This window comes from Mycoplana ramosa (assembly GCF_041930185.1).
GTDB classification, from domain to species: domain Bacteria; phylum Pseudomonadota; class Alphaproteobacteria; order Rhizobiales; family Rhizobiaceae; genus Mycoplana; species Mycoplana ramosa.
In genome coordinates this window covers 26,334-45,662 of sequence record NZ_JBHEEW010000011.1, presented here as the reverse complement: position 1 = coordinate 45,662, position 19,329 = coordinate 26,334, and the positions used below count along the sequence as shown (strand labels likewise).

Sequence of the window (19,329 nt, the reverse complement as noted above, 5' to 3'; positions counted from 1 at the left end):
CCATGTTCGATGTGCTGATCAAGAATGCCAATCTCCCCGACGGTCGCGAGGGCATCGACATCGCCATCAAGGGCGACAAGATCGCCGAGGTCTGTCCGCGGATCGAGGCTGAGGCGGGCGAGGTGATCGAGGCCAACGGGCGGCTGGTCACGCCGCCGTTCGTCGACCCGCACTTCCACATGGATGCGACGCTCTCGCTCGGCCTGCCGCGCATGAACGTCTCCGGCACGCTGCTGGAGGGCATCGCGCTCTGGGCCGAGCTGCGCCCGACGCTCACGCGCGAAGCGCTGGTGGAGCGCGCCATGCGCTACTGCGACCTCGCCGTGAGCCAGGGCCTGCTCGCCATCCGCAGCCATGTCGACACGAGCGATCCGGCGCTCGTCACCGCCGAGGCGCTGATCGAGGTGCGCGAGAGGGTCGCGCCGTATCTCGATCTGCAGCTCGTCGCCTTTCCGCAGGACGGCTATTACCGCGCCGAAGGCGGCGTCGAATCGCTGAACCGCGCCCTCGACATGGGGCTCGACATCGTCGGCGGCATCCCGCATTTCGAACGAACCATGGCCGACGGTGCGGCCTCGGTCGCAGCGTTGTGCAAGATCGCCGCCGACCGCGGGCTGCCGGTCGACATGCACTGCGACGAGACCGACGATCCGATGTCGCGCCACATCGAGACGCTCGCCGCCGAAACCGTGCGCTACGGCCTGCAGGGCCGCGTCGCCGGCTCGCACCTGACCTCGATGCATTCGATGGACAACTACTATGTCTCCAAGCTCATTCCGCTGATGGCGGAGGCCAGGATCAACGTCATCCCGAACCCGCTGATCAACATCATGCTGCAGGGCCGGCACGACACCTATCCGAAGCGCCGCGGGATGACGCGGGTGCGCGAGCTGATGGAGGCCGGCCTCAATGTCTCCTTCGGTCATGACTGCGTGATGGACCCGTGGTACTCGATGGGCTCCGGCGACATGCTCGAGGTTGGCCACATGGCGATCCACGTCGCGCAGATGGCCGGCATCGAGGACAAGCGCAAGATCTTTGACGCGCTGACGGTGAATTCGGCCAGGACGATGGGGCTGGAGGGTTATGGCCTGGAAAAGGGCTGCAACGCGGATCTCGTGCTCCTGCAGGCGCGCGATCCGCAGGAGGCATTGCGGCTGAAGGCCAATCGCCTCGTCGTCATGCGGCGCGGCAAAATCATCGCCCGCTCGGCACCCCGCTTCAGCGAGCTGAAGCTTGAGGGACGGCCGACCGCGGTCGATGCCGCAGACTACGCGCCGCTGCGGCCCGGCGAACGCTGAGGCTGGCCGGGCCAAGGCTCGCCGCTTCCGGAGATTGCCCATCAGGATACAAAAATGGCGGCCCCTCTCGGAGCCGCCATTTTTTGTTTCGCTTGCCGCTTGGCCCCGGAGCAGGTCCGGTGCGGAGCACACAGGCCTCAGCCGATCGCCATCAGGCTGGCATTGCCGCCGGCGGCGGTGGTGTTGATCGAGGTGGACACCTCTTCCAGCAGCCAGTTGAGGCAGTAGGCATCCGCGTTCCGGTCGGCAATCGCCGCAGCCGACGCCGCCTGGACCAGCACCAGCGGGCCGGGCAGGGCTGCGATCTTCTCGTTGGCGGCACGGACGCGTTCGCCGTCGCCCTCCACCAGCGCGCCGGCGAAGGGGCCGTTCTTCGCCCAGTCGTTCGACCAGGCGATCCGGGCGGCAACGCTTGCCGGCAGGTCCTTCAGCGAGGTCTGCAGGCCGGAAGCCGCATCGATCACCGCACGGTTGCCGGTGGCGAGCGCGGCGACGATCTGGCTGTAGAGTCCTGCTTCCGTCTGCGGCACCAGCAGGATCTGGCCGCGCGGGTGCAGCGCATAGAGGTTGCGTTCGCCGACCGGGCCGGGCAGCTCGATGTCGAGCCCCAGCGCCGAGGCGCTGCCGGTGTCGCGCGCGGCCTGCGCCTGCGCATTCATGCCGCGCTGGCCGAGCCAGTTGGCGAAGTCCGTCAGCGCCGGGTCGGTGTGGACCGAGCTGTGCTGCGGCGGGATCGGCGCGGTCTTGACGAGACGGCCGAGATAGAGCGGGCCGCCGGCCTTCGGGCCGGTGCCGGAGAGGCCGCGGCCACCGAACGGCTGGACGCCGACGACGGCGCCGATGACGTTGCGGTTGACGTAGATGTTGCCCACCCTCACCCGGCTCGTCACGTGGGCGATCGTCTCGTCGAGACGCGTGTGCAGGCCGAAGGTCAGGCCGTAGCCGGTGGCGTTGATGTCGTCGATCAACCGGTCGAGATCGCCGCGCTTGTAGCGGATCACGTGCAGGACCGGGCCGAACACCTCGCGTTTCAGCTCGGAAATGCCGCCGAGCTCGATGATCGTCGGCGGCACGAAGGTGCCCTGCGCCGTCTCGGCGTCAAGGCTGATCTGCTCGACCTTGCGGCCCTTGCCGCGCATGCCCTCGATGTGCTCCTCGATGATGCCCTTGGCTTCGGCGGTGATGACCGGGCCGATGTCGACGGACAGCCTGTCGGTGCGGCCGATCTTCAGTTCGTGCAGCGCGCCCTTGAGCATGGCAAGCGTGCGATCGGCGACGTCCTCCTGCAGGCAGAGCACGCGCAGCGCCGAGCAGCGCTGGCCGGCGCTGTCGAAGGCGGAGGCGATCACGTCGAAGACGACCTGTTCGGCAAGCGCCGAGGAATCGACGATCATCGCGTTCTGGCCGCCGGTCTCGGCGATCAGGGGGATCGGCCGGCCATCGGCCGAAAGCCGACCGGCGAGTTGCGCCTGGATCAGGCGAGCGACCTCGGTCGAACCGGTGAACATGACGCCGGCGGTCTCGGGAGCGGCGACCAGGGCGGCGCCGACACGGCCGTCGCCCGGAAGCAGTTGCAGCGCCTCGGCCGGGACGCCGGCCTCATGCAGCAGGCGCACGCCTTCGGCGGCGATCAGCGGCGTTTCCTCGGCCGGTTTTGCCAGCACCGGGTTGCCGGTGACCAGTGCGGCCGCGACCTGGCCGGTGAAGATCGCCAGCGGGAAGTTCCACGGGCTGATGCAGACGACCGGGCCGAGCGGCGCATGCGCCGGGCCGAGGGTGCGGCGCGCCTGGTCGGCGTAGTAGCGCAGGAAGTCGATCGCCTCGCGCACCTCGGCGATCGCGTTCGGCAGCGACTTGCCCGCCTCGCGGACGATCAGGCCGAGCAGCGTCGGCATGCGCGCCTGCATGGCATCGGCAGCCCGCTCGAGGCAGGCGGCGCGCTCGGCCGGCGACACCGCGGCCCAGCGGGGCGCCGCAGCGGCTGCCAGCGCCACGGCCTGGCGCGCGGTTGCATCCGAGGCTTCGGTGACCTGTCCGACGACATCGCCGAGATCGCCCGGATTGAGGACGGGGCGGGTCTCGCCGCCGGCCGTACCGGTGGCCAGCTGCGGCTCGGCCTTCCAGGCGATTGCCGCGCTGGCTTGAAGCGCTTCGGTGAGCGAGGCGAGGGTGGTCTCGTCGGAAAGGTCGAGGCCGGCGGAATTCGGCCGCGCGCCATAGAGGTTTGCCGGCAGGGCGATCTGGTCGTGGCGGGCGCCGACGACGGCCATCGCGCGGACGACCTCGGCCGGGTCGGCGATCAGATCGGCGATCGACACGGCCGGGTCGGCGATGCGGTTGACGAAGGAGGAGTTCGCGCCGTTCTCCAGAAGTCGGCGGACGAGATAGGCCAGCAGCGTCTCGTGCGTGCCGACCGGCGCGTAGATGCGGCAGGGACGGTTGAGGTTGCCGCTGCCGACAACCTCGTCATAGAGCGGTTCGCCCATGCCGTGCAGGCACTGGAACTCGTACTTGCCGACGGAAAAGTCCGGGCCGGCGAGATGGTAGATCGTTGCCAGCGTCTGCGCGTTGTGGGTGGCAAACTGCGGGAAGACCGCGTCGGTCGCCGCGAGCAGCTTCTTGGCGCAGGCGATGTAGGAGACGTCGGTGTGGATCTTGCGGGTGTAGACGGGGAAGTCGACAAGCCCGTCGACCTGGGCCCGCTTGATCTCGGCATCCCAATAGGCGCCCTTGACGAGGCGCACCATGATGCGGCGGCCCGAGCGCCGGGCGAGGTCGATGATGTAGTCGAGCACGAACGGGCAGCGCTTGCCATAAGCCTGGACGACGAAGCCCACGCCGTTCCAGCCGGCGAGATCCGGATCGACGCAGAGGCTCTCGAGAAGGTCGAGCGACAGTTCCAGCCGGTCGGCTTCTTCGGCGTCGATGTTGAGGCCGATGTTGTAGGTCTTCGACAGCAGCGCCAGCGCCTTCACCTTGGGCAGGAGTTCGCCCATCACCCGGTCGACCTGGGCGCGCGAGTAGCGCGGATGCAGGGCGGACAGCTTGATCGAGATGCCCGGGCCCTCATAGATGCCGCGGCCGGCCGACGCCCGGCCGATCGCATGGATGGCGTTTTCGTAGTCGCGATAGTAGCGCTCGGCATCGGCAGCCGTCGTCGCAGCCTCGCCCAGCATGTCGTAGGAATAGCGGAAGCCCTTCTGCTCCAGCGCGCGGGCGCGGGTGACGGCCTCGTCGATCGTCTCGCCGGTGACGAACTGCTCGCCCATCATGCGCATCGCCATGTCGACGCCGCGGCGGATCACCGGCTCGCCGCAGCGGGCGATGAGCCGGGTGAGCGCCGCCGAGAGGCCGCGATCGTTGACGGTGCCGGTCAGCTTGCCGGTGACGACAAGCCCCCAGGTGGCGGCGTTGACGAACAGCGAACGGCCGCCACCGATATGCGACTTCCAGTCGCCGTCGGCGATCTTGTCGCGAATCAGCGCGTCGCGCGTCGCTGTATCGGGAATGCGCAGCAACGCTTCGGCGAGGCACATGAGCGCCACGCCCTCCTGGCTCGACAGCGAATACTCCTGCACCAGGCCCTCGACGCCGGTGCCCTTGTGCTTGGCGCGCAGCGCGGTAATCAGCTTGCCTGCGGTGGCGGCAATGGACGCGCGCTGTTCGGGCGAGACCGTGGCGGCCTCGAGCAGCGGCGCCAGCGCTTCGGCCTCGGGCAGGCGATAGGCGGCGGTGATCGCGCGGCGCAAAGGGCCTTGTTCGCGGACCGGCGGGGCAAAATCGGCAAAGGGGCTACGTGCACCGGCAGAGCCGGCGGTTTCCGGAGAGGAGGAGGTCTTGGTCATCGTGGCGCGCTCGTGGGTGATTGGTCGTTGCAGCTGATCGTCGGGCCTGGCCGCGCCGCCGCTTTCCGGCGTGTCGTTGCGCAGCGTCCGGATAGTAGCACTGAAGCAAAAACCATGTTGACTTGATTATCGCTTCATTTAGGCCATTCAATCTGTTTATCGACCAATGGGGAGGCCGAATGAATGGCAAAGACGCAAACCAACGACGATTTGGATCAATTCGACATTCGCATCCTCGACGTCCTCAGCCAGGACGGTCGGCTCTCGGTGACAGAGTTGTCCAAGCGGGTGGGATTGTCAAAGACTCCCTGCCAGGCGCGCCTGAAGCGACTGATCGACGAGGGCTTCATCCTCGGTTTCCATGCCGAGATCAATTTGCGCAAGCTCGGTCTCGACCACATCGCCTTTGCCGAGGTGAAGCTTTCGGATACGCGCGAAAAGGCGCTCGAGGCGTTCAACAGCGCCGTGCGCCGCATCCAGGAGGTCGAGGAATGCCACATGATCGCCGGCTCGTTCGACTATTTGCTCAAGGTCCGCACCTCCGACATCCGCAAATATCGCGAGGTGCTGGGTGAAAAGATCTCCAGCCTGCCGAACGTCGCCAACACCTCGACCTTCGTCGTCATGCAGGCGGTCAAGGACAGCGGCGCCACGAACGTCCCCACCGCCCTGCTGTAGATTCCGGCCACATCGGCACAACCGGCGGAACCGGAAACCTGACGTTAACCATGCACCCCGTATGCAGGACGCACCGCACATGAGGGGACAGCATACAATGAGTGCAGCATCTGCAGATATCGGCCTGACATCGCGCATGGTCCCGGTGCCGTTCCCGTTGGCCCGGCGGATCGGGATCGTCCGACGCTGCGCTGCTGAACTGGAGGCTCTGCACGGTGAAGCGGCCCAGCGGTACTGGCGCGCGCAATGCCGCAAACTTGCCGACGAACTGCTGGCGCTTGGCTGCGCCGAGGCGGAAATGCGCCTGCAGGTGCTGGATTTCCAGGACGAGGTTCAGGCCGAACTGCGCCGCCGGCACCTGGCGGATGCGACGCGCGACGAGGCTGTGCGCGGCTGATCGGCCGGCCGGGTTGCCTCTGGCCGCGCTCCGTTCAAACCGGGCAGGGAGCGCCCATCATCGTACCTGGCGGCTTGCATAAGCAGATGCGATAAAATACATAATTTTTATACGTTTTTAGCACTTGGCGCCTAAAATGCGTCGGAATCATCCGTAATGGGTGGCTGACGATCATCCCCGAATAGACGGGTGAATTCCTGGAAGCGGGTGCGCTTGGTGCGCAACGCGGCGAATGTCGATTTGCAGGCAGAAAGCGGGCGGGCATGCTGACGAAAAAGGGCAAGTACGGGCTGAAGGCCCTGGTCGACCTGGCGCGGCTTGCACCCGGCGAAACCGCGTTCGTCAGCGAGATCGCGCTGCGCAACAACATTCCGAAGAAATTTCTCGACACCATCCTGCTTGAACTGCGCAACGCCGGCATCCTGCGCTCGAAGAAGGGCCCGGGCGGCGGCTATGCGCTGTCACAGCCGGCGTCGGCCATCCGCATCGGCCACGCCATCCGCGTGCTCGACGGCCCGCTGGCGCCGATTCGCTGCGCCAGCCGCACCGCCTATGAGGCCTGCGACGATTGCGCCGACCCCGAGACCTGCCAGGTGCGCCGCTCGATGACGGAGGTGCGCGACGCCATCGCCGCCATCCTCGACACGATGACGCTGGAACAGTTCGTCGCCGCGCCCGGCGCGGCCGGCCTCGTCGAGGAGGACGAACCGGTGAAGAAGATCGTCGGCCGGTGAGACGTTAGACCACCAAATCTATAGACTATTGACGCGCGCCACGATTTTGCCATGATCGTTGCCCGACGGTTAACGGCGGAGCACGATCAGGGGGACGCATGTTCTATATGGGCGGAATGACTCTCGGCTATCTGTCGCCACATCCGACCGGTGCCGGCGAAGGCGAGGCCGACAAACGCGTCCCGGTTTCGGCTCAGACCAGGACCCTCAAGAGCCTGCTGGACCTGCTGAAGCCGATCGTCCCCCAGAAGGCACGGCAAGAGCACACCGCCTGGCCCATCCACGTGTTCTACTGATTTCTACGCGCGACAGCGACAAACAAGAGCGCGGCCAATCGAAGGCCCGGGCCCGACGGCGATGACGGGCCTGAGCTCCGCCCTCGGGTGCGGGCCGCGCTGGCCGCTACAATCCCAGATAGGCTTCCATCACCTTCGGATCGGTCAGCAGCGCGCTCGCCGCGCCGGAATGAACCACCTCGCCGGTTTCCAGCACATAGCCGCGATCGGCGATGGCGAGCGCTGCCGACGCATTCTGCTCTACCAAGAGGATCGCCATGCCGCGCGCCTTCAGATTGGTGACGGCGGCAAGGATCTGGTCGATCAAAAGCGGCGACAGGCCGAGCGAGGGCTCGTCCAGCAAAAGCAGCTCCGGCTCCGCCATCAGAGCGCGGCCGATCGCCAGCATCTGCTGCTGGCCGCCGGAGAGGCCCGAAGCGGGCTGGGCGCGCTTCTCGGCGAGGATCGGGAACATGGCAAGGACGTCGGCAAGGCTCTCTTCGGTTCTGTCGCGGCCGCGACGGAAGGCGCCGAGGCGAAGATTGTCCTCGACACTGAGCGGACCGAAGATCTGCCGGCCTTCCGGCGATTGCACCAGGCCGCGGGCGACGCGCTCGTGCGGCGGCAGCTTCTGGATCTCCTGGCCTGCCAGCAGGATGCGGCCGGACAGGATCGGCTGCACGCCGGAGAGCGCGCGCAGCAGCGTCGTCTTGCCGGCGCCGTTCGAGCCGACGATCGCCACCACCTCGCCGTCGCCAATCGAGAGCGACACGTCGTGCAGAACGCGGATGCGGCCGTAAGCGGAGTTCAGTCCCTCAACCTTGAGCACGATCCGCCTCCCTTGCGCCGTGTTCCCCGAGATAGGCGGCGATCACCGCGGGATCGTTGCGGATGGCCTCGGGTGTGCCCTCCGCCAGCCGCTTGCCTTCGGCCAGCACCAGGATCCGGTGCGAGATGCGCATGACCAGTTTCATGTCGTGCTCGATCAGGACGACGGCGATGCCGCCTGCGGCAATCTCGCTGATCAGCTTGTCGATCGCCTCGCTCTCGACCGCATTGCAGCCGGCGGCCGGCTCGTCGAGGAGCAGCACCTTCGGCTCGGCAGCGAGCGCGCGGGCGATTTCGAGGCGTTTCAGCGCGCCATAGGAGAGCGAGCCGGCCGACATGTCGGCGTAGCGCGCAAGACCGACGCGGTCGAGCAGCGCCAGCGCCGCCTCGCGGGTGGCCCGGTTCTGGCGCGTCACGCCCGGCAGGCCGAGCAGGTCGGAGAGGAACGAGGTCTTCTCCGTCAGGTGGAAGCCGACCATGACGTTCTCCAGCGCCGTCATGCGGAAGAAGATCTGCAAGTTCTGGAAGGTGCGCACCATGCCGCGCCGGACGAGCAGGTGGGGGGCGATACCGCTGACCGCCTCGCCGTCCAGCATGACGCTGCCGCGGTCGGTCTGGTAGACGCCGGTGACGATGTTGAACAGCGTCGTCTTGCCGGCGCCGTTCGGCCCGATGATCGAGAAGACCTCGCCCGGCTTGACGGCGAAGGAAACGTTGTCGACGGCGACGAGACCGCCGAAGGAAATGCCGGTGTTATCGACCTGGAGAATGCTCATGCCGCGCGCTCCGTCCAAAGCTTGCGCAAGGCGGGCACGATGCCGGCCGGCAGGAAGATCATGAACACCATGATCAACAGGCCGAGCACCATCTGCTCGTAGTCGTGCAGGGCCGTCAGAGCCTGTGGCAGCACGACCAGGAAGGCAGCGCCGACCACCGCGCCGAAAACGGAGCCGAGACCGCCGATGATGACCATCGCGACGAGTTCGATCGAGTTCATGAAGCCGGCAATATCCGGCGTGACAAGGCCGTTCATCAGCCCGATCAGGCCGCCGGCGACCGCGCCATAGATGGCGGCCAGCACGAAGGCGTTGAGCTTTTTCGCCGCGACGTCGATGCCCGTGGCGGATGCGGCGACCTCGCTGTCGTGCAGGGCGCGTAGCGCCCGGCCCGTCGGGCTGGCGCCGATGTTCAGCGCGATTGCGGCGCCGACGAGCATGACGCCGGCCGTGACCCAGTACCAGGTGGACGCGCCGGAAAGCTTCAGGCCGAACAGTGTCGCCCGTGCCACCTTCATGCCGTCCGGGCCGCCGGTGATGTCGCTCTCGCCGGTGATGACGAGCGAGACGATCATGCCGAAGCCGAGCGTGGCGATCGCGAGATAGTAGCCCTTCAGCTTCAGGATCGGCTTGCCGACGATCCAGGCGATCAGGCCGGCAAGAGCGGCGCCAAGGACGAGCGATACGAGCGGGTGCAGGCCGAGATATTCGGGGCCGAGCGCGACCGAGTAGGCGCCGATGCCGAGAAAGCCAGCGTGGCCGAGGCTGACCTGGCCGGCATAGCCCATCAGGATGGTCAGGCCCATGGCAGCCAGAGAAAAGGTCCAGACGAGGGCCGCGACGCGCAGATAAAAGCCGGACGGAGCGACCAGCGGGACGATTGCGACGATGACCGCAAGCACGACGAGCGGCAGCAAACGGCTGTTGAGAAGCGACTTCGCCATCAGACGCGCTCCACGCTTTTCGAGCCGAACAGACCGCGCGGCATGAAGAACAGCACGACGAGGATCGCCAGGAAGGCGACGGCGTCCTTGTAGGCCGAGCTGATGTAGCCGGCGCCGAAGGCCTCCGGGATGCCGATCAGCAGCCCGCCGACCAGCGCCCCCTGCGGCGAGCCCATGCCGCCGACCATGGCGGCGGCGAAGCCTTTTAGCGCGAAGATCGTGCCGATGTCGTAACGGGTGAGCGTGATCGGCGCGACGAGGATGCCGGCCAGCGCGCCCATCGCGGCCGACAGGCCGAAGGCAAGGCCGAGCATGACGCGGACGTTGATGCCGACGAGGCGGGCGGCGAGCCGGTTGGCGGCGGTGGCGATCAGCGCCTTGCCCGTCAGTGTGCGCGTCAGGAAGAGGTAGAGCGCGACGAACAGCACGACGGCGCCGGCCAGCACCCAGAGGCTCTGCGGCAGGATGGCGGCACCGGCGATGTTGATCGGGTCGGCCCCGGAGAAGGCGGGCAGGGTGTGGAATTGCTTGTCGAAGACGATCTGTGCCACGCCCTTGATGAAGATCGAGGCGCCAATCGTGATCATGATCAGGGTGACGGGCGAAGCCCCGCGCGCCGGCTCGATCGCAAGCCGGTGCAGGAGCAGGCCGACGATCACGGCGCCGACCACGGCGACCAGCGCCGCGATCGGCAGCGACAGGCCGGCGGCCATGAGGAACACCGTCCCCATGCCGCCGATCATGACGAAGTCGCCCTGGGCGAAGTTGATCACGTCGGAGGCGTTGTAGATCAGCGTGAAGCCGAGGGCGACGAGCGCGTAGACGGCCCCCACGGTCAAGCCGGAAATCAACAGTTGCAGAAATTCGCTCATGGCCCGGTTACCCGCTCGTCGAGGATTCAATGGGACGCCGAATCAGTTGGCGGCCGTCTCCGGCACCCAGTCGCCGTTCTCGATCCGCAGCAGCCGGAAGGACTCGGTGCCGAGACCCAGGTGGTCTTCGGCCGACATCGTATAGATGCCGGTTACCCCGACATAGCCGTTCGTCGCCTCGATCGCGTCACGGATCGCCGCCGGCTCGTCCGAGCCCGCCCGCTCGATCGCCGCGGCCAGCAGCGACAGCCCGTCATAGGCATAGCCGCCGAAGGTGGAGACCGGCTGGCCGGTGCTGGATTCATAGGCCTGCTTGTAGGCGGAAACCACCGGCTTCTGCTTGTCGTCGTCGGCAAGCTTGTCGGCGATCAGAAGCGCCGGCGCCGGCAGGCGTACGCCCTCGGCCGCCGCGCCGGCCAGCTCGATGAAGCTCTTCGAGGCGACGCCGTGCGATTGGTAGAGCGGAACGGAAATACCAAGCTGGGCGTAGTTGCGCGTGACGATCGCCGGGCCCTGGCCGAAGCCCGGATTGACGACGGCCTGAACGCCCTCGGTGTTCTTGATCTTGTTCAACTGCGGCGTCATGTCGGCGTCGGTCGGGCCGTAACTCTCGTCGACGAGCACCTCGATGCCGTAGTCGCCGATCACGTTCATGCACTGGTTGCGCATCGACTTGCCGAAGCCGTCGGTACCGGAGATCATGCCGATCTTCATCAGGCCGCGCGCCTTCATGTCCTCGAAGATCTTCATGCAGGCGGTCTTGTCGGTGTGCGGCGTCTTGAAGACGAACGGATTGACCGGATCGATGATCTCGATCGCGCCGGCAAGCGAGATGAAGGGGATTTCCGCATCCTCGAACACCGGGACCATCGCCATCGTGGCGCCGGTCGAGGTGCCGCCGACAACGGCAACGACGCCGTCGTCCTCGACCAGGCGGGTGGCGAAGGTGCGCGCCTTGTTGGCGTCGCCGCCGTCATCATAGAGGATCAGCTCGATCGGCCGGCCGAGAATGCCGCCCTTGGCGTTGATCTGCTCGGCCACGAGCTTGAGCGTCTTGGCTTCGGGGTCGCCGAGGAAGGCGGTGGAGCCGGTGGCGGAGACGACGGAGCCGATCTTGATCGGGTCGGCTGCGGCAACCGGAGCGATGCCTGCCGCAAGAACGGCAGAGGCAGCGACGGCGCCGAGAATCGCGCCACGGGTCGACGTGAAGGTCATGATCGGAACTCCTCCCAAAGTGTCCAGGTTCGGCGGGCGCCCGAAGGGGCGCGACAGGGCCAGTTTGCAATTTGCGAAAGGCACGATATAATTCACCGAACGATTGGTCAATCATAATTTCCGCCCGGATTTCCGGGCGGTCCGCCGGTGACGGCGCGCGAGGCCGACTTTACGCCGCCCGGAGCGATTGATAGACCGTTCGGATAATCATTCGCCGCGCCGGCGAGTCGGCCCCCGGCGAAGGCAAGCGATTGGATTTCTGCACATGGCCCGTACCCGCGCCCAGGACTACGACACCAAGCGTCTGGCGATCTTGCAGCGCTCGGCGGGGCTGTTCGCCCGTTTTGGCTTTACCGGCACGTCGATCAACATGATCGCGGAAGCCTGTGGCGTATCGAAGGCGCTGCTCTATCACTACTACCCGGACAAGGAAGCGCTGCTCTTCGACATCCTGAACGACCACCTGCAGGAACTGGTCGAAGTCGTGGGGCAGGCCTTCGCCTCGACGGCGGATCCGAGACTGCGGGTCCGCGCCATCGCGCTGGCCCTGCTCGACGCCTATCGCGACGCCGATGCGGAGCATCAGGTGCAGATCGCCAACCTGAAGCTGCTTTCGGACGAACGGCGCGAGCTACTGCTGGCGATGGAGCGCCAGCTTGTCGTGTTCCTCTCCGACGCACTGGCCGAGGCGCTGCCGGAGATTGGCCGGGGACCACTGCTCAAGCCGCTGACGATGTCGATGTTCGGCATGCTGAACTGGCACTACCTGTGGTTCCGCGAAGGCAAGGGTTTGACGCGCGAGGCGTATGCAGAAATGGTCACGACCCTGATCCTGGCCGGCGCGCCCCAGGTTGCCCGGCCCGACGCCTCGGACGGCAAGGTCAGCCAGATCGGTCGGCGATGACGACGCAGGCCAGGACACAGCCGCCGGATGCGGCCGCCCTGCGGCAGGCGCTGTCGCAGGTGCTCGATCGGCTGCAGTCGCAGCCTTCGCGCACCTGGTCGATCATCATCACCTTTTACGGCGACGCCCTGTTGCCGCGGGGCGGCTCGGTCTGGCTCGGCACGCTGAACTCGTTCTTCAAGGGACTGGACATCGCCGACGGGGTGGTGCGGACGGCCATGTCGCGACTGGCGGCGGACGGCTGGCTGGAGCGCAACAAGGTCGGCCGCAACAGCTTCTACCGCCTCGGGGCGAAGGGGCGCGAAACCTTCTTCGAGGCGGCCAACCGCATCTACAACCCCAAGGTCGCCGACTGGGACGGCCATTTCACCGTGCTGATGCCGGCGCCCGGACCGGACCGGGACGTGTTGCGCAAGGCTCTCGAGCAGGCCGGATATGGCGCTCCTCTGCCGGGCACCTGGATCGCGCCCTCCGGCTGGGCCATCCCCGAGGTTGCCCGCGATGAACCACGGCTTCTGGCGCAGGGTTCGGAGGCCGACATGCGCGCGCTGGCCGAGCGGGCCTGGCCGCTCGCCGTCCTCGCCGACCACTACCGCCATTTCATCGCCGACTTCAGCCCGCTGCTGGCCGCGCTCGACCAGGGGCTGCATCCGTCCGATCTCGGCGCCATCACGGCGCGGGTGCTGATGATCTACGAATATCGCCGCATCGTGCTGCGCGATCCCGGCCTGCCGGCGGCGATCCTGCCGGAGGACTGGCCGGGCGCGGCGGCGCGGCAGCTGTGCGCCGCCCTCTATCGCCATCTCGCCGTCGCCTCGGAGCGCTGGCTGGACCAGAATGGCGTGGATGAGGACGGGCCGCTGCGCCCGCCGCGCATCTCGATGGCCGACCGTTTCGTATAAAAACCTCTTATTTTCAACGCCCAAAGCGGCGTGTCGTTGTTGTAGCGCAAAGTGTTACAAAAAATCGTTGTCGAATTGTTTTTTGTTACATATATTGACCGCATTCGATGGAGGATGCCATGTACACGCAAGCTCTCAACGCCAATCCGGATGCCGGCGACCGCCAGCTCGAGGATGCGGTGCTGCTCGAAAAGTTCCAGGCGCGCATCGATGCGGAAGATCGCATCGAGCCGAACGACTGGATGCCGGCCGCCTACCGCAAGACGCTGACGCGCCAGATTTCCCAGCACGCCCATTCGGAAATCGTCGGCATGCTGCCGGAAGGCAACTGGATCACCCGCGCCCCGTCGCTGCGCCGCAAGGCGGCCCTGCTGGCCAAGGTGCAGGACGAATGCGGCCATGGCCTCTATCTCTATACGGCCGCCGAAACGCTCGGCGTCTCGCGTGAGGAGCTGGTCGACCAGCTTTTGACCGGCAAGGCAAAATACTCCTCCATCTTCAACTATCCGACGCTCACCTGGGCGGATATCGGCGCGATCGGCTGGCTGGTCGACGGTGCGGCGATCATGAACCAGATCCCGCTCTGTCGTTGCTCCTACGGTCCCTATGCGCGCGCGATGATCCGCGTCTGCAAGGAAGAGTCCTTCCACCAGCGCCAGGGCTATGAGATCATGGTGACGCTGTCGAAGGGCAATGCGGAACAGAAGGAAATGGCGCAGGACGCGCTGAACCGCTGGTGGTGGCCGTGCCTGATGATGTTCGGCCCGCCGGATGCAGCAAGCCAGCATTCCGACCAGTCGACCCGCTGGAAGATCAAGCGCTTCTCCAACGACGAGCTGCGCCAGAAATTCGTCGACGCCACCGTGCCGCAGGCCCACTATCTCGGCCTGACGCTGCCCGATCCGGACCTGAAGTTCAACGAGGAAACCGGCCACTGGGACTATGGCGCGATCGACTGGGACGAGTTCAAGCAGGTGATCTCCGGTAACGGCCCGTGCAACCGCGATCGTCTCGCTGCCCGCAACAAGGCCCATGCGGAAGGCGCCTGGGTGCGCGAAGCAGCCCTCGCCTATGCCGAGAAACGCCGCGCCCGCAAGGCGGCGGCTTAAGGAGAACAGGACATGAAGGACATTTTTCCGCTCTGGGAAGTTTTTATCCGCTCGCGCAACGGCCTGGCCCACAAGCACGTGGGTTCGCTGCATGCGGCCGATGCCACGCTGGCCTTGCAGGCTGCCCGTGACATCTACACCCGCCGCGGCGAGGGGCTGTCGATCTGGGTCGTGCCCTCGAACGCGATCACGGCCTCCGATCCTGCCGACAAGGACATGATGTTCGAGCCGACCGCTTCGAAGATCTACCGCCATCCGACCTTCTACGACGTGCCGGAAGAAGTCGGCCACATGTAAGCCCAGGCTTACGACGATCGCTGCATGATTCGGCGGGCGCTGCCGGAAGGACCCGTTCATCGTCCGCTTGAGGCGGACGACCCTGGAGGAAACCCATGGCGAAGACCATTCGCGTCAACGAAACGCCGCTCGTTCTCTACACGCTCCGCCGCGCCGACGACGCGCTGATCCTCGGCCACCGCCTGTCGGAATGGTGCGGTCACGCGCCGATGATGGAAGAGGACATGGCGCTCGCCAACATGGCGCTCGACCTGATCGGCCAGGCGCGCTCGCTCTATACCTACGCCGGCGAGGCGGAGGGCGAGGGGCGGACCGAGGACGACTTCGCCTATTGGCGCGACGAGCGCGGCTACCGCAACCTTTTGCTCGTCGAGCAGCAGAACGGCGATTTCGCCCGCACGATCCTGCGCCAGTTCCTCTACGCCAACTTCGCCGACCTCTACTGGCGGGCGATGATGGCGTCGAAGGACGAGACGCTCGCCGCAATTGCCGCGAAGAGCGAAAAGGAAATGGCCTACCACGTGCGCCACACGGCGGAATGGGTGATCCGGCTCGGTGACGGCACGACGGAAAGCCATGCGCGCATCGCCGCAGCCCTCGACGGGCTCTGGGCCTATACGGGCGAACTCTTCGAGATGGACGCTTCCGAAAAGGAGTTGGTGGACGCCGGCATCGCCGTCGATCTTTCCACCCTGCGCGCGGCCTGGCGCGACAATGTCAAGGCCGTGCTGGACGAGGCGACGCTGATCACGCCGGAGGACGGCTGGATGCAGAAGGGCGGGCGCACCGGCATCCACAGCGAGCATCTTGGCCATCTGCTCTCCGAACTGCAGCACGTCCAGCACACGATCCCCGGAGCGGTCTGGTGATGGCCGGGCGGGAAAGCCAGCCGGTGCCGGCGACGTCTTTTCCGCTGGCAGATACGGACGCGCGGCTGGCGCATGCGCGTTCGGTCGCCGCCACCGTCACGGACCCGGAAATCCCGGTTCTTTCCATCGATGACCTCGGCGTCCTGCGGGAGCTGAAGCTTGCCCTGGACGGTACGCTCGAAGTGTTCATCACGCCCACCTATTCCGGCTGCCCGGCGATGAACATGATCGCACTGGAACTGGAGCTGGCGCTGGAGAAGGCCGGCTTCGACCGGGTCAAGGTAACGACGGTGCTGTCGCCCGCGTGGACGACCGACTGGATGACCGAGGCGGGCCGGCGCAAGCTGAAGGAATACGGCATCGCCCCGCCCTCCGAAAAGCGTGCCGGCCGCGGCGCCCTGTTCGGCGCCGACGAGGTGGAATGCCCCCGTTGCGGCTCCGTGCGCACAAACCGGCTTGCCGAGTTCGGCTCGACCTCCTGCAAGGCTTTGTGGCAATGCCAGGACTGCCGCGAGCCCTTCGATTATTTCAAATGCCATTGACGAGGTGATCCGGATGTCCGTTTCCCAGCAAGCCACGACCGCCGCCCAGGCCCATGCGCCGACCTCGGCTCCGCAGCACGCCCCGCGCTTCCACAAGCTGCGCGTCGCCGACATCAGCCGCGAGACCGACCACGCCGTTTCCGTCGCCTTCGACGTGCCGGCCGATCTGGCCGATGACTATCGCTTCGAGCCCGGCCAGTACCTGACGCTGCGCGCCACGATCGACGGCGAGGACCTGCGCCGCTCCTACTCCATCTGTTCCGGGCCGAAGGACGGCGACCTGCGCGTCGCCATCAAGCGGCTCGAGGATGGCGTCTTCTCCAACTGGGTGAACGACACGCTCAAGGCCGGCGACGAGATGGAGGTGATGACGCCGACGGGTCGCTTCGGCCTCGCCAACGCCCCCGGCGACGGCCGCATCCATGTCGGCTTTGCCGCAGGCTCCGGCATCACGCCGATTCTGTCGATCATGCGCGGCGTGCTGGAGACGGAGCCGGACAGCCATTTCTTTTTATTCTACGGCAACCGCTCGACCGGCGACATGCTGTTCCGCACGGCGCTGGAAGAGTTGAAGGACCGCTTTCTCGGTCGCCTCGCGGTCTTCCACGTGCTCAGCAAGGAGGAACAGGACATTTCCGTGCTCAACGGCCGGCTCGACGGCGACAAGGCGCGGGTGCTCTTGACCTCGATGGTGCCGGCGAAGATGGTCGATCACGTCTTCATCTGCGGCCCGACCGGCATGATCGACGACCTCGAAGCGACGCTGAAGGACCTCGGCATCGCCGAGGACCGGATCCACACCGAGCGTTTCGTCTCGGTCTTCAACGGCCGCCCGCGGGCGCCGGTGAAGGTCGCACCCGATGCGCCGCCGGCGCACACCGCGCTTTTGACCGTCGACGGCAAGCGCCGCGAGGTTCCGGTGGCCGACGGCGAATCGATCCTTGATGCGGCCTTGCGCGCCGGCATGGACCTGCCGTTCGCCTGCAAGGGCGGCATGTGTTCGACCTGCCGCGCCAAGTTGGTCGAAGGCGAGGCGCCGATGGAGGTCAACTACTCGCTGGAGCCTTGGGAAGTCGAGGCCGGCTTCGTGCTCACCTGCCAGGCCCATCCGAAAAGCGCCCATGTTGTGGTCGACTTCGACCAGATGTGACGCCTTGTCCCGCCGAACCGTATCCTGGCGGGCGTTCCCCTGACCACGCGCTGAATAGAAAAAGGCCGGGCGCCTCAAAGCGACCGGCCTTTCCTCCCAGCCCCTTGGCAGCAACGCGTCGAGCGTTGACGCATGAGACGCCTGTCGCACGCGCAGGGGGTATTTCAGCGCACCGGTGGTCATCCGGCTTGTTGGTTCTTGGCGCCGCCCGTCCCCAAGATGCGTCGCGGAGAGAAAATCGCACGCGACGAGCTGGCTGTCCTTGTGCTTTTGCAAGTCAGGTTGTGGAAAAATTACACTGCCCGCAAAACAGGAAAAGCCCGGACGATGGGCCGGGCTTCGATCCAGTTTCGCAAGCTTCAGTCCTTCGGGCGCTTGTCGATGATGCGCTTGGCCTTGCCTTCGGAACGGGCCACCGAATTCGGCGCCTGGATGGCGATAGCCGTCGAGATGCCGATGGTGTCCTTGATGTGCTTGGCCAGCCGCTGCGCATGGGCCTGCAGGCCTTCGCCATCCCAATGCTCCTGGCGCGCCTCGGCGAAGACCGTCATCTTGTCCATGCGGCCTTCCCGGGAAAGCTCGATGACGAAATGGCCGGCGCACCAGTCGGTGGCAAGCAGCGCCTCCTCGATCTGGCTTGGGAAGACGTTGACGCCGCGCAGGATGATCATGTCGTCGGAGCGGCCGGTGACCTTCTCCATGCGGCGCATGCCCGGACGCGCGGTGCCGGGAAGCAGGCGGGTGAGATCGCGCGTGCGGTAGCGGATGATCGGGAAGGCTTCCTTCGTCAGCGAGGTGAAGACCAGTTCGCCATACTCGCCGTCCTGGACCGGCATGCCGGTGTCCGGATTGATGATTTCCGGCAGGAAATGGTCTTCCCAGATGTGCAGGCCGTCCTTGGTGTCGACGCATTCCTGGGCGACGCCGGGGCCGATCACCTCGGACAGGCCGTAGATGTCGGTCGCCTGCATGTCGAAGGCGTGCTCGATCTCCTGGCGCATGGCGTTCGTCCACGGCTCGGCGCCGAAGATGCCGTATTTCAGCGTGGTGGAGCGTGGATCGATGCCGGCCCTGGTGAAGCCGTCGAGCAGCGCCAGCATGTAGCTCGGCGTCACCATGATGATGTCCGGCTGGAAGTCGTTGATGAGTTGCACCTGACGTTCCGTCATGCCGCCGGACATCGGAACGACGGTGCAGCCGAGCCGCTCGGCGCCGTAATGGGCGCCGAGACCGCCGGTGAACAGGCCGTAGCCATAGGCGACGTGGACCATCATGCCCGGCTTGCCGCCGGCCGCGCGAATCGAGCGGGCCATGACATCGGCCCACATGTCGATGTCATTCTTCGTGTAGCCGACGACGATCGGCTTGCCGGTCGTGCCGGAGGAGCCGTGCACGCGGGCGAGCTTTTCCTTCGGCACGGCGAGCATGCCGTAGGGATAGGTGTCGCGCAGGTCCTGCTTCACCGTGAAGGGGAACTTGGCGAGATCGGAAAGTTCACGGAAGTCGGAGGGATGAACGCCGGCCGCCTCGAACTTCTGCCGGTAGAACGGCACGTTCTCATAGGCGTGCCGCAGCGACCAGGCGAGACGTTCGCGCTGCAGCGACTGGATCTGGTCGCGTGAGGCACGCTCATGCTCGTCGAGGCCGACGAAGTCCCGACCGGACTGGATGTTGGGAAACCTCATGTTCAT

At 66.2% G+C, this 19,329-nt stretch carries 19 protein-coding genes; 12 read left to right on the top strand and 7 right to left on the bottom strand.

What is annotated here, in order from left to right:
- Nucleotides 1-2 precede the first annotated feature (2 nt).
- Nucleotides 3-1,301, top strand: coding sequence for an amidohydrolase family protein (locus JNC62_RS14940; RefSeq protein ID WP_374839811.1), 1,299 nt, complete (start codon nucleotides 3-5; stop codon nucleotides 1,299-1,301).
- Nucleotides 1,302-1,438: 137 nt separating this feature from the next.
- On the opposite strand, the gene putA is transcribed toward JNC62_RS14940, so the two are convergent.
- The gene (gene putA / locus JNC62_RS14935) at nucleotides 1,439-5,146 is read right to left on the bottom strand and encodes a trifunctional transcriptional regulator/proline dehydrogenase/L-glutamate gamma-semialdehyde dehydrogenase (RefSeq protein WP_374839810.1); all 3,708 of its coding nucleotides are present in this window, start codon (nucleotides 5,144-5,146) and stop codon (nucleotides 1,439-1,441) included.
- A 183-nt stretch (nucleotides 5,147-5,329) separates the two neighbouring features.
- On the opposite strand from putA, the gene JNC62_RS14930 reads away from it, so the two are divergent.
- The 4 genes from JNC62_RS14930 (at nucleotide 5,330) to JNC62_RS14915 (ending at nucleotide 7,251) form a co-directional block, all read left to right on the top strand.
- Entirely contained in the window at nucleotides 5,330-5,824 is a 495-nt protein-coding gene (locus JNC62_RS14930) for an Lrp/AsnC family transcriptional regulator (protein WP_374839809.1), read from the top strand.
- 97 nt (nucleotides 5,825-5,921) lie between these two features.
- On the top strand, nucleotides 5,922-6,221 hold the full coding sequence (locus JNC62_RS14925; protein WP_374839808.1) for a DUF6074 family protein: 300 nt from the start codon (nucleotides 5,922-5,924) through the stop codon (nucleotides 6,219-6,221).
- Between the two features lie 263 nt (nucleotides 6,222-6,484).
- Entirely contained in the window at nucleotides 6,485-6,955 is a 471-nt protein-coding gene (locus JNC62_RS14920) for an RrF2 family transcriptional regulator (RefSeq protein WP_374839807.1), read from the top strand.
- Between the two features lie 107 nt (nucleotides 6,956-7,062).
- Nucleotides 7,063-7,251: a hypothetical protein gene (locus tag JNC62_RS14915; protein WP_374839806.1), complete on the top strand. Its 189-nt coding sequence runs from the start codon at nucleotides 7,063-7,065 to the stop codon at nucleotides 7,249-7,251.
- Between the two features lie 106 nt (nucleotides 7,252-7,357).
- On the opposite strand, the gene JNC62_RS14910 is transcribed toward JNC62_RS14915, so the two are convergent.
- The 5 genes from JNC62_RS14910 to JNC62_RS14890 are packed head-to-tail and all read right to left on the bottom strand — an operon-like array spanning nucleotide 7,358 to nucleotide 11,865.
- Nucleotides 7,358-8,059 carry an ABC transporter ATP-binding protein gene (locus tag JNC62_RS14910; protein ID WP_374839805.1) on the bottom strand — a complete coding sequence of 234 codons (702 nt, stop codon included), beginning with the start codon at nucleotides 8,057-8,059 and terminating at the stop codon, nucleotides 7,358-7,360.
- A complete protein-coding gene (locus JNC62_RS14905; RefSeq protein ID WP_374839804.1) occupies nucleotides 8,046-8,834 on the bottom strand; it encodes an ABC transporter ATP-binding protein in 789 nt (262 codons plus the stop codon). The genes JNC62_RS14910 and JNC62_RS14905 overlap by 14 nt, the downstream gene beginning before the upstream one ends.
- Nucleotides 8,831-9,778 (bottom strand): branched-chain amino acid ABC transporter permease, encoded by a 948-nt coding sequence (locus tag JNC62_RS14900; protein WP_374839803.1) that lies wholly within the window; start codon nucleotides 9,776-9,778, stop codon nucleotides 8,831-8,833. The genes JNC62_RS14905 and JNC62_RS14900 overlap by 4 nt, the downstream gene beginning before the upstream one ends.
- Nucleotides 9,778-10,650 carry a branched-chain amino acid ABC transporter permease gene (locus JNC62_RS14895; RefSeq protein WP_374839802.1) on the bottom strand — a complete coding sequence of 291 codons (873 nt, stop codon included), beginning with the start codon at nucleotides 10,648-10,650 and terminating at the stop codon, nucleotides 9,778-9,780. The genes JNC62_RS14900 and JNC62_RS14895 overlap by 1 nt, the downstream gene beginning before the upstream one ends.
- A gap of 42 nt (nucleotides 10,651-10,692) precedes the next feature.
- Entirely contained in the window at nucleotides 10,693-11,865 is a 1,173-nt protein-coding gene (locus JNC62_RS14890) for an ABC transporter substrate-binding protein (protein ID WP_374839801.1), read from the bottom strand.
- 265 nt (nucleotides 11,866-12,130) lie between these two features.
- Here JNC62_RS14890 and JNC62_RS14885 point away from each other — a divergent pair, with 265 nt between their 5' ends.
- The 7 genes from JNC62_RS14885 to paaE all read left to right on the top strand — a co-directional run bounded on the left by JNC62_RS14885 (nucleotide 12,131) and on the right by paaE (nucleotide 17,638).
- Entirely contained in the window at nucleotides 12,131-12,769 is a 639-nt protein-coding gene (locus JNC62_RS14885) for a TetR/AcrR family transcriptional regulator (protein ID WP_374839800.1), read from the top strand.
- Nucleotides 12,766-13,671 (top strand): phenylacetic acid degradation operon negative regulatory protein PaaX, encoded by a 906-nt coding sequence (gene paaX, locus JNC62_RS14880; RefSeq protein WP_374839799.1) that lies wholly within the window; start codon nucleotides 12,766-12,768, stop codon nucleotides 13,669-13,671. Before JNC62_RS14885 ends, paaX begins: the two co-directional genes overlap by 4 nt.
- A 119-nt stretch (nucleotides 13,672-13,790) precedes the next feature.
- On the top strand, nucleotides 13,791-14,780 hold the full coding sequence (paaA, locus tag JNC62_RS14875; protein WP_374839798.1) for a 1,2-phenylacetyl-CoA epoxidase subunit PaaA: 990 nt from the start codon (nucleotides 13,791-13,793) through the stop codon (nucleotides 14,778-14,780).
- 12 nt (nucleotides 14,781-14,792) lie between these two features.
- Nucleotides 14,793-15,077 carry a 1,2-phenylacetyl-CoA epoxidase subunit PaaB gene (gene paaB, locus JNC62_RS14870; RefSeq protein ID WP_374839797.1) on the top strand — a complete coding sequence of 95 codons (285 nt, stop codon included), beginning with the start codon at nucleotides 14,793-14,795 and terminating at the stop codon, nucleotides 15,075-15,077.
- A 95-nt stretch (nucleotides 15,078-15,172) separates the two neighbouring features.
- Entirely contained in the window at nucleotides 15,173-15,946 is a 774-nt protein-coding gene (gene paaC / locus JNC62_RS14865) for a 1,2-phenylacetyl-CoA epoxidase subunit PaaC (RefSeq protein WP_374839796.1), read from the top strand.
- Entirely contained in the window at nucleotides 15,946-16,488 is a 543-nt protein-coding gene (gene paaD / locus JNC62_RS14860) for a 1,2-phenylacetyl-CoA epoxidase subunit PaaD (RefSeq protein WP_374839795.1), read from the top strand. Before paaC ends, paaD begins: the two co-directional genes overlap by 1 nt.
- Before the next feature lie 13 nt (nucleotides 16,489-16,501).
- Nucleotides 16,502-17,638, top strand: a complete 1,137-nt coding sequence (paaE, locus tag JNC62_RS14855; protein WP_374839794.1) for a 1,2-phenylacetyl-CoA epoxidase subunit PaaE — start codon at nucleotides 16,502-16,504, stop codon at nucleotides 17,636-17,638.
- Nucleotides 17,639-17,997: 359 nt separating this feature from the next.
- Here paaE and paaK read toward each other — a convergent pair whose 3' ends face one another.
- Complete coding sequence (gene paaK, locus JNC62_RS14850) at nucleotides 17,998-19,329, bottom strand: phenylacetate--CoA ligase PaaK (RefSeq protein WP_374839793.1); 1,332 nt, start codon at nucleotides 19,327-19,329, stop codon at nucleotides 17,998-18,000.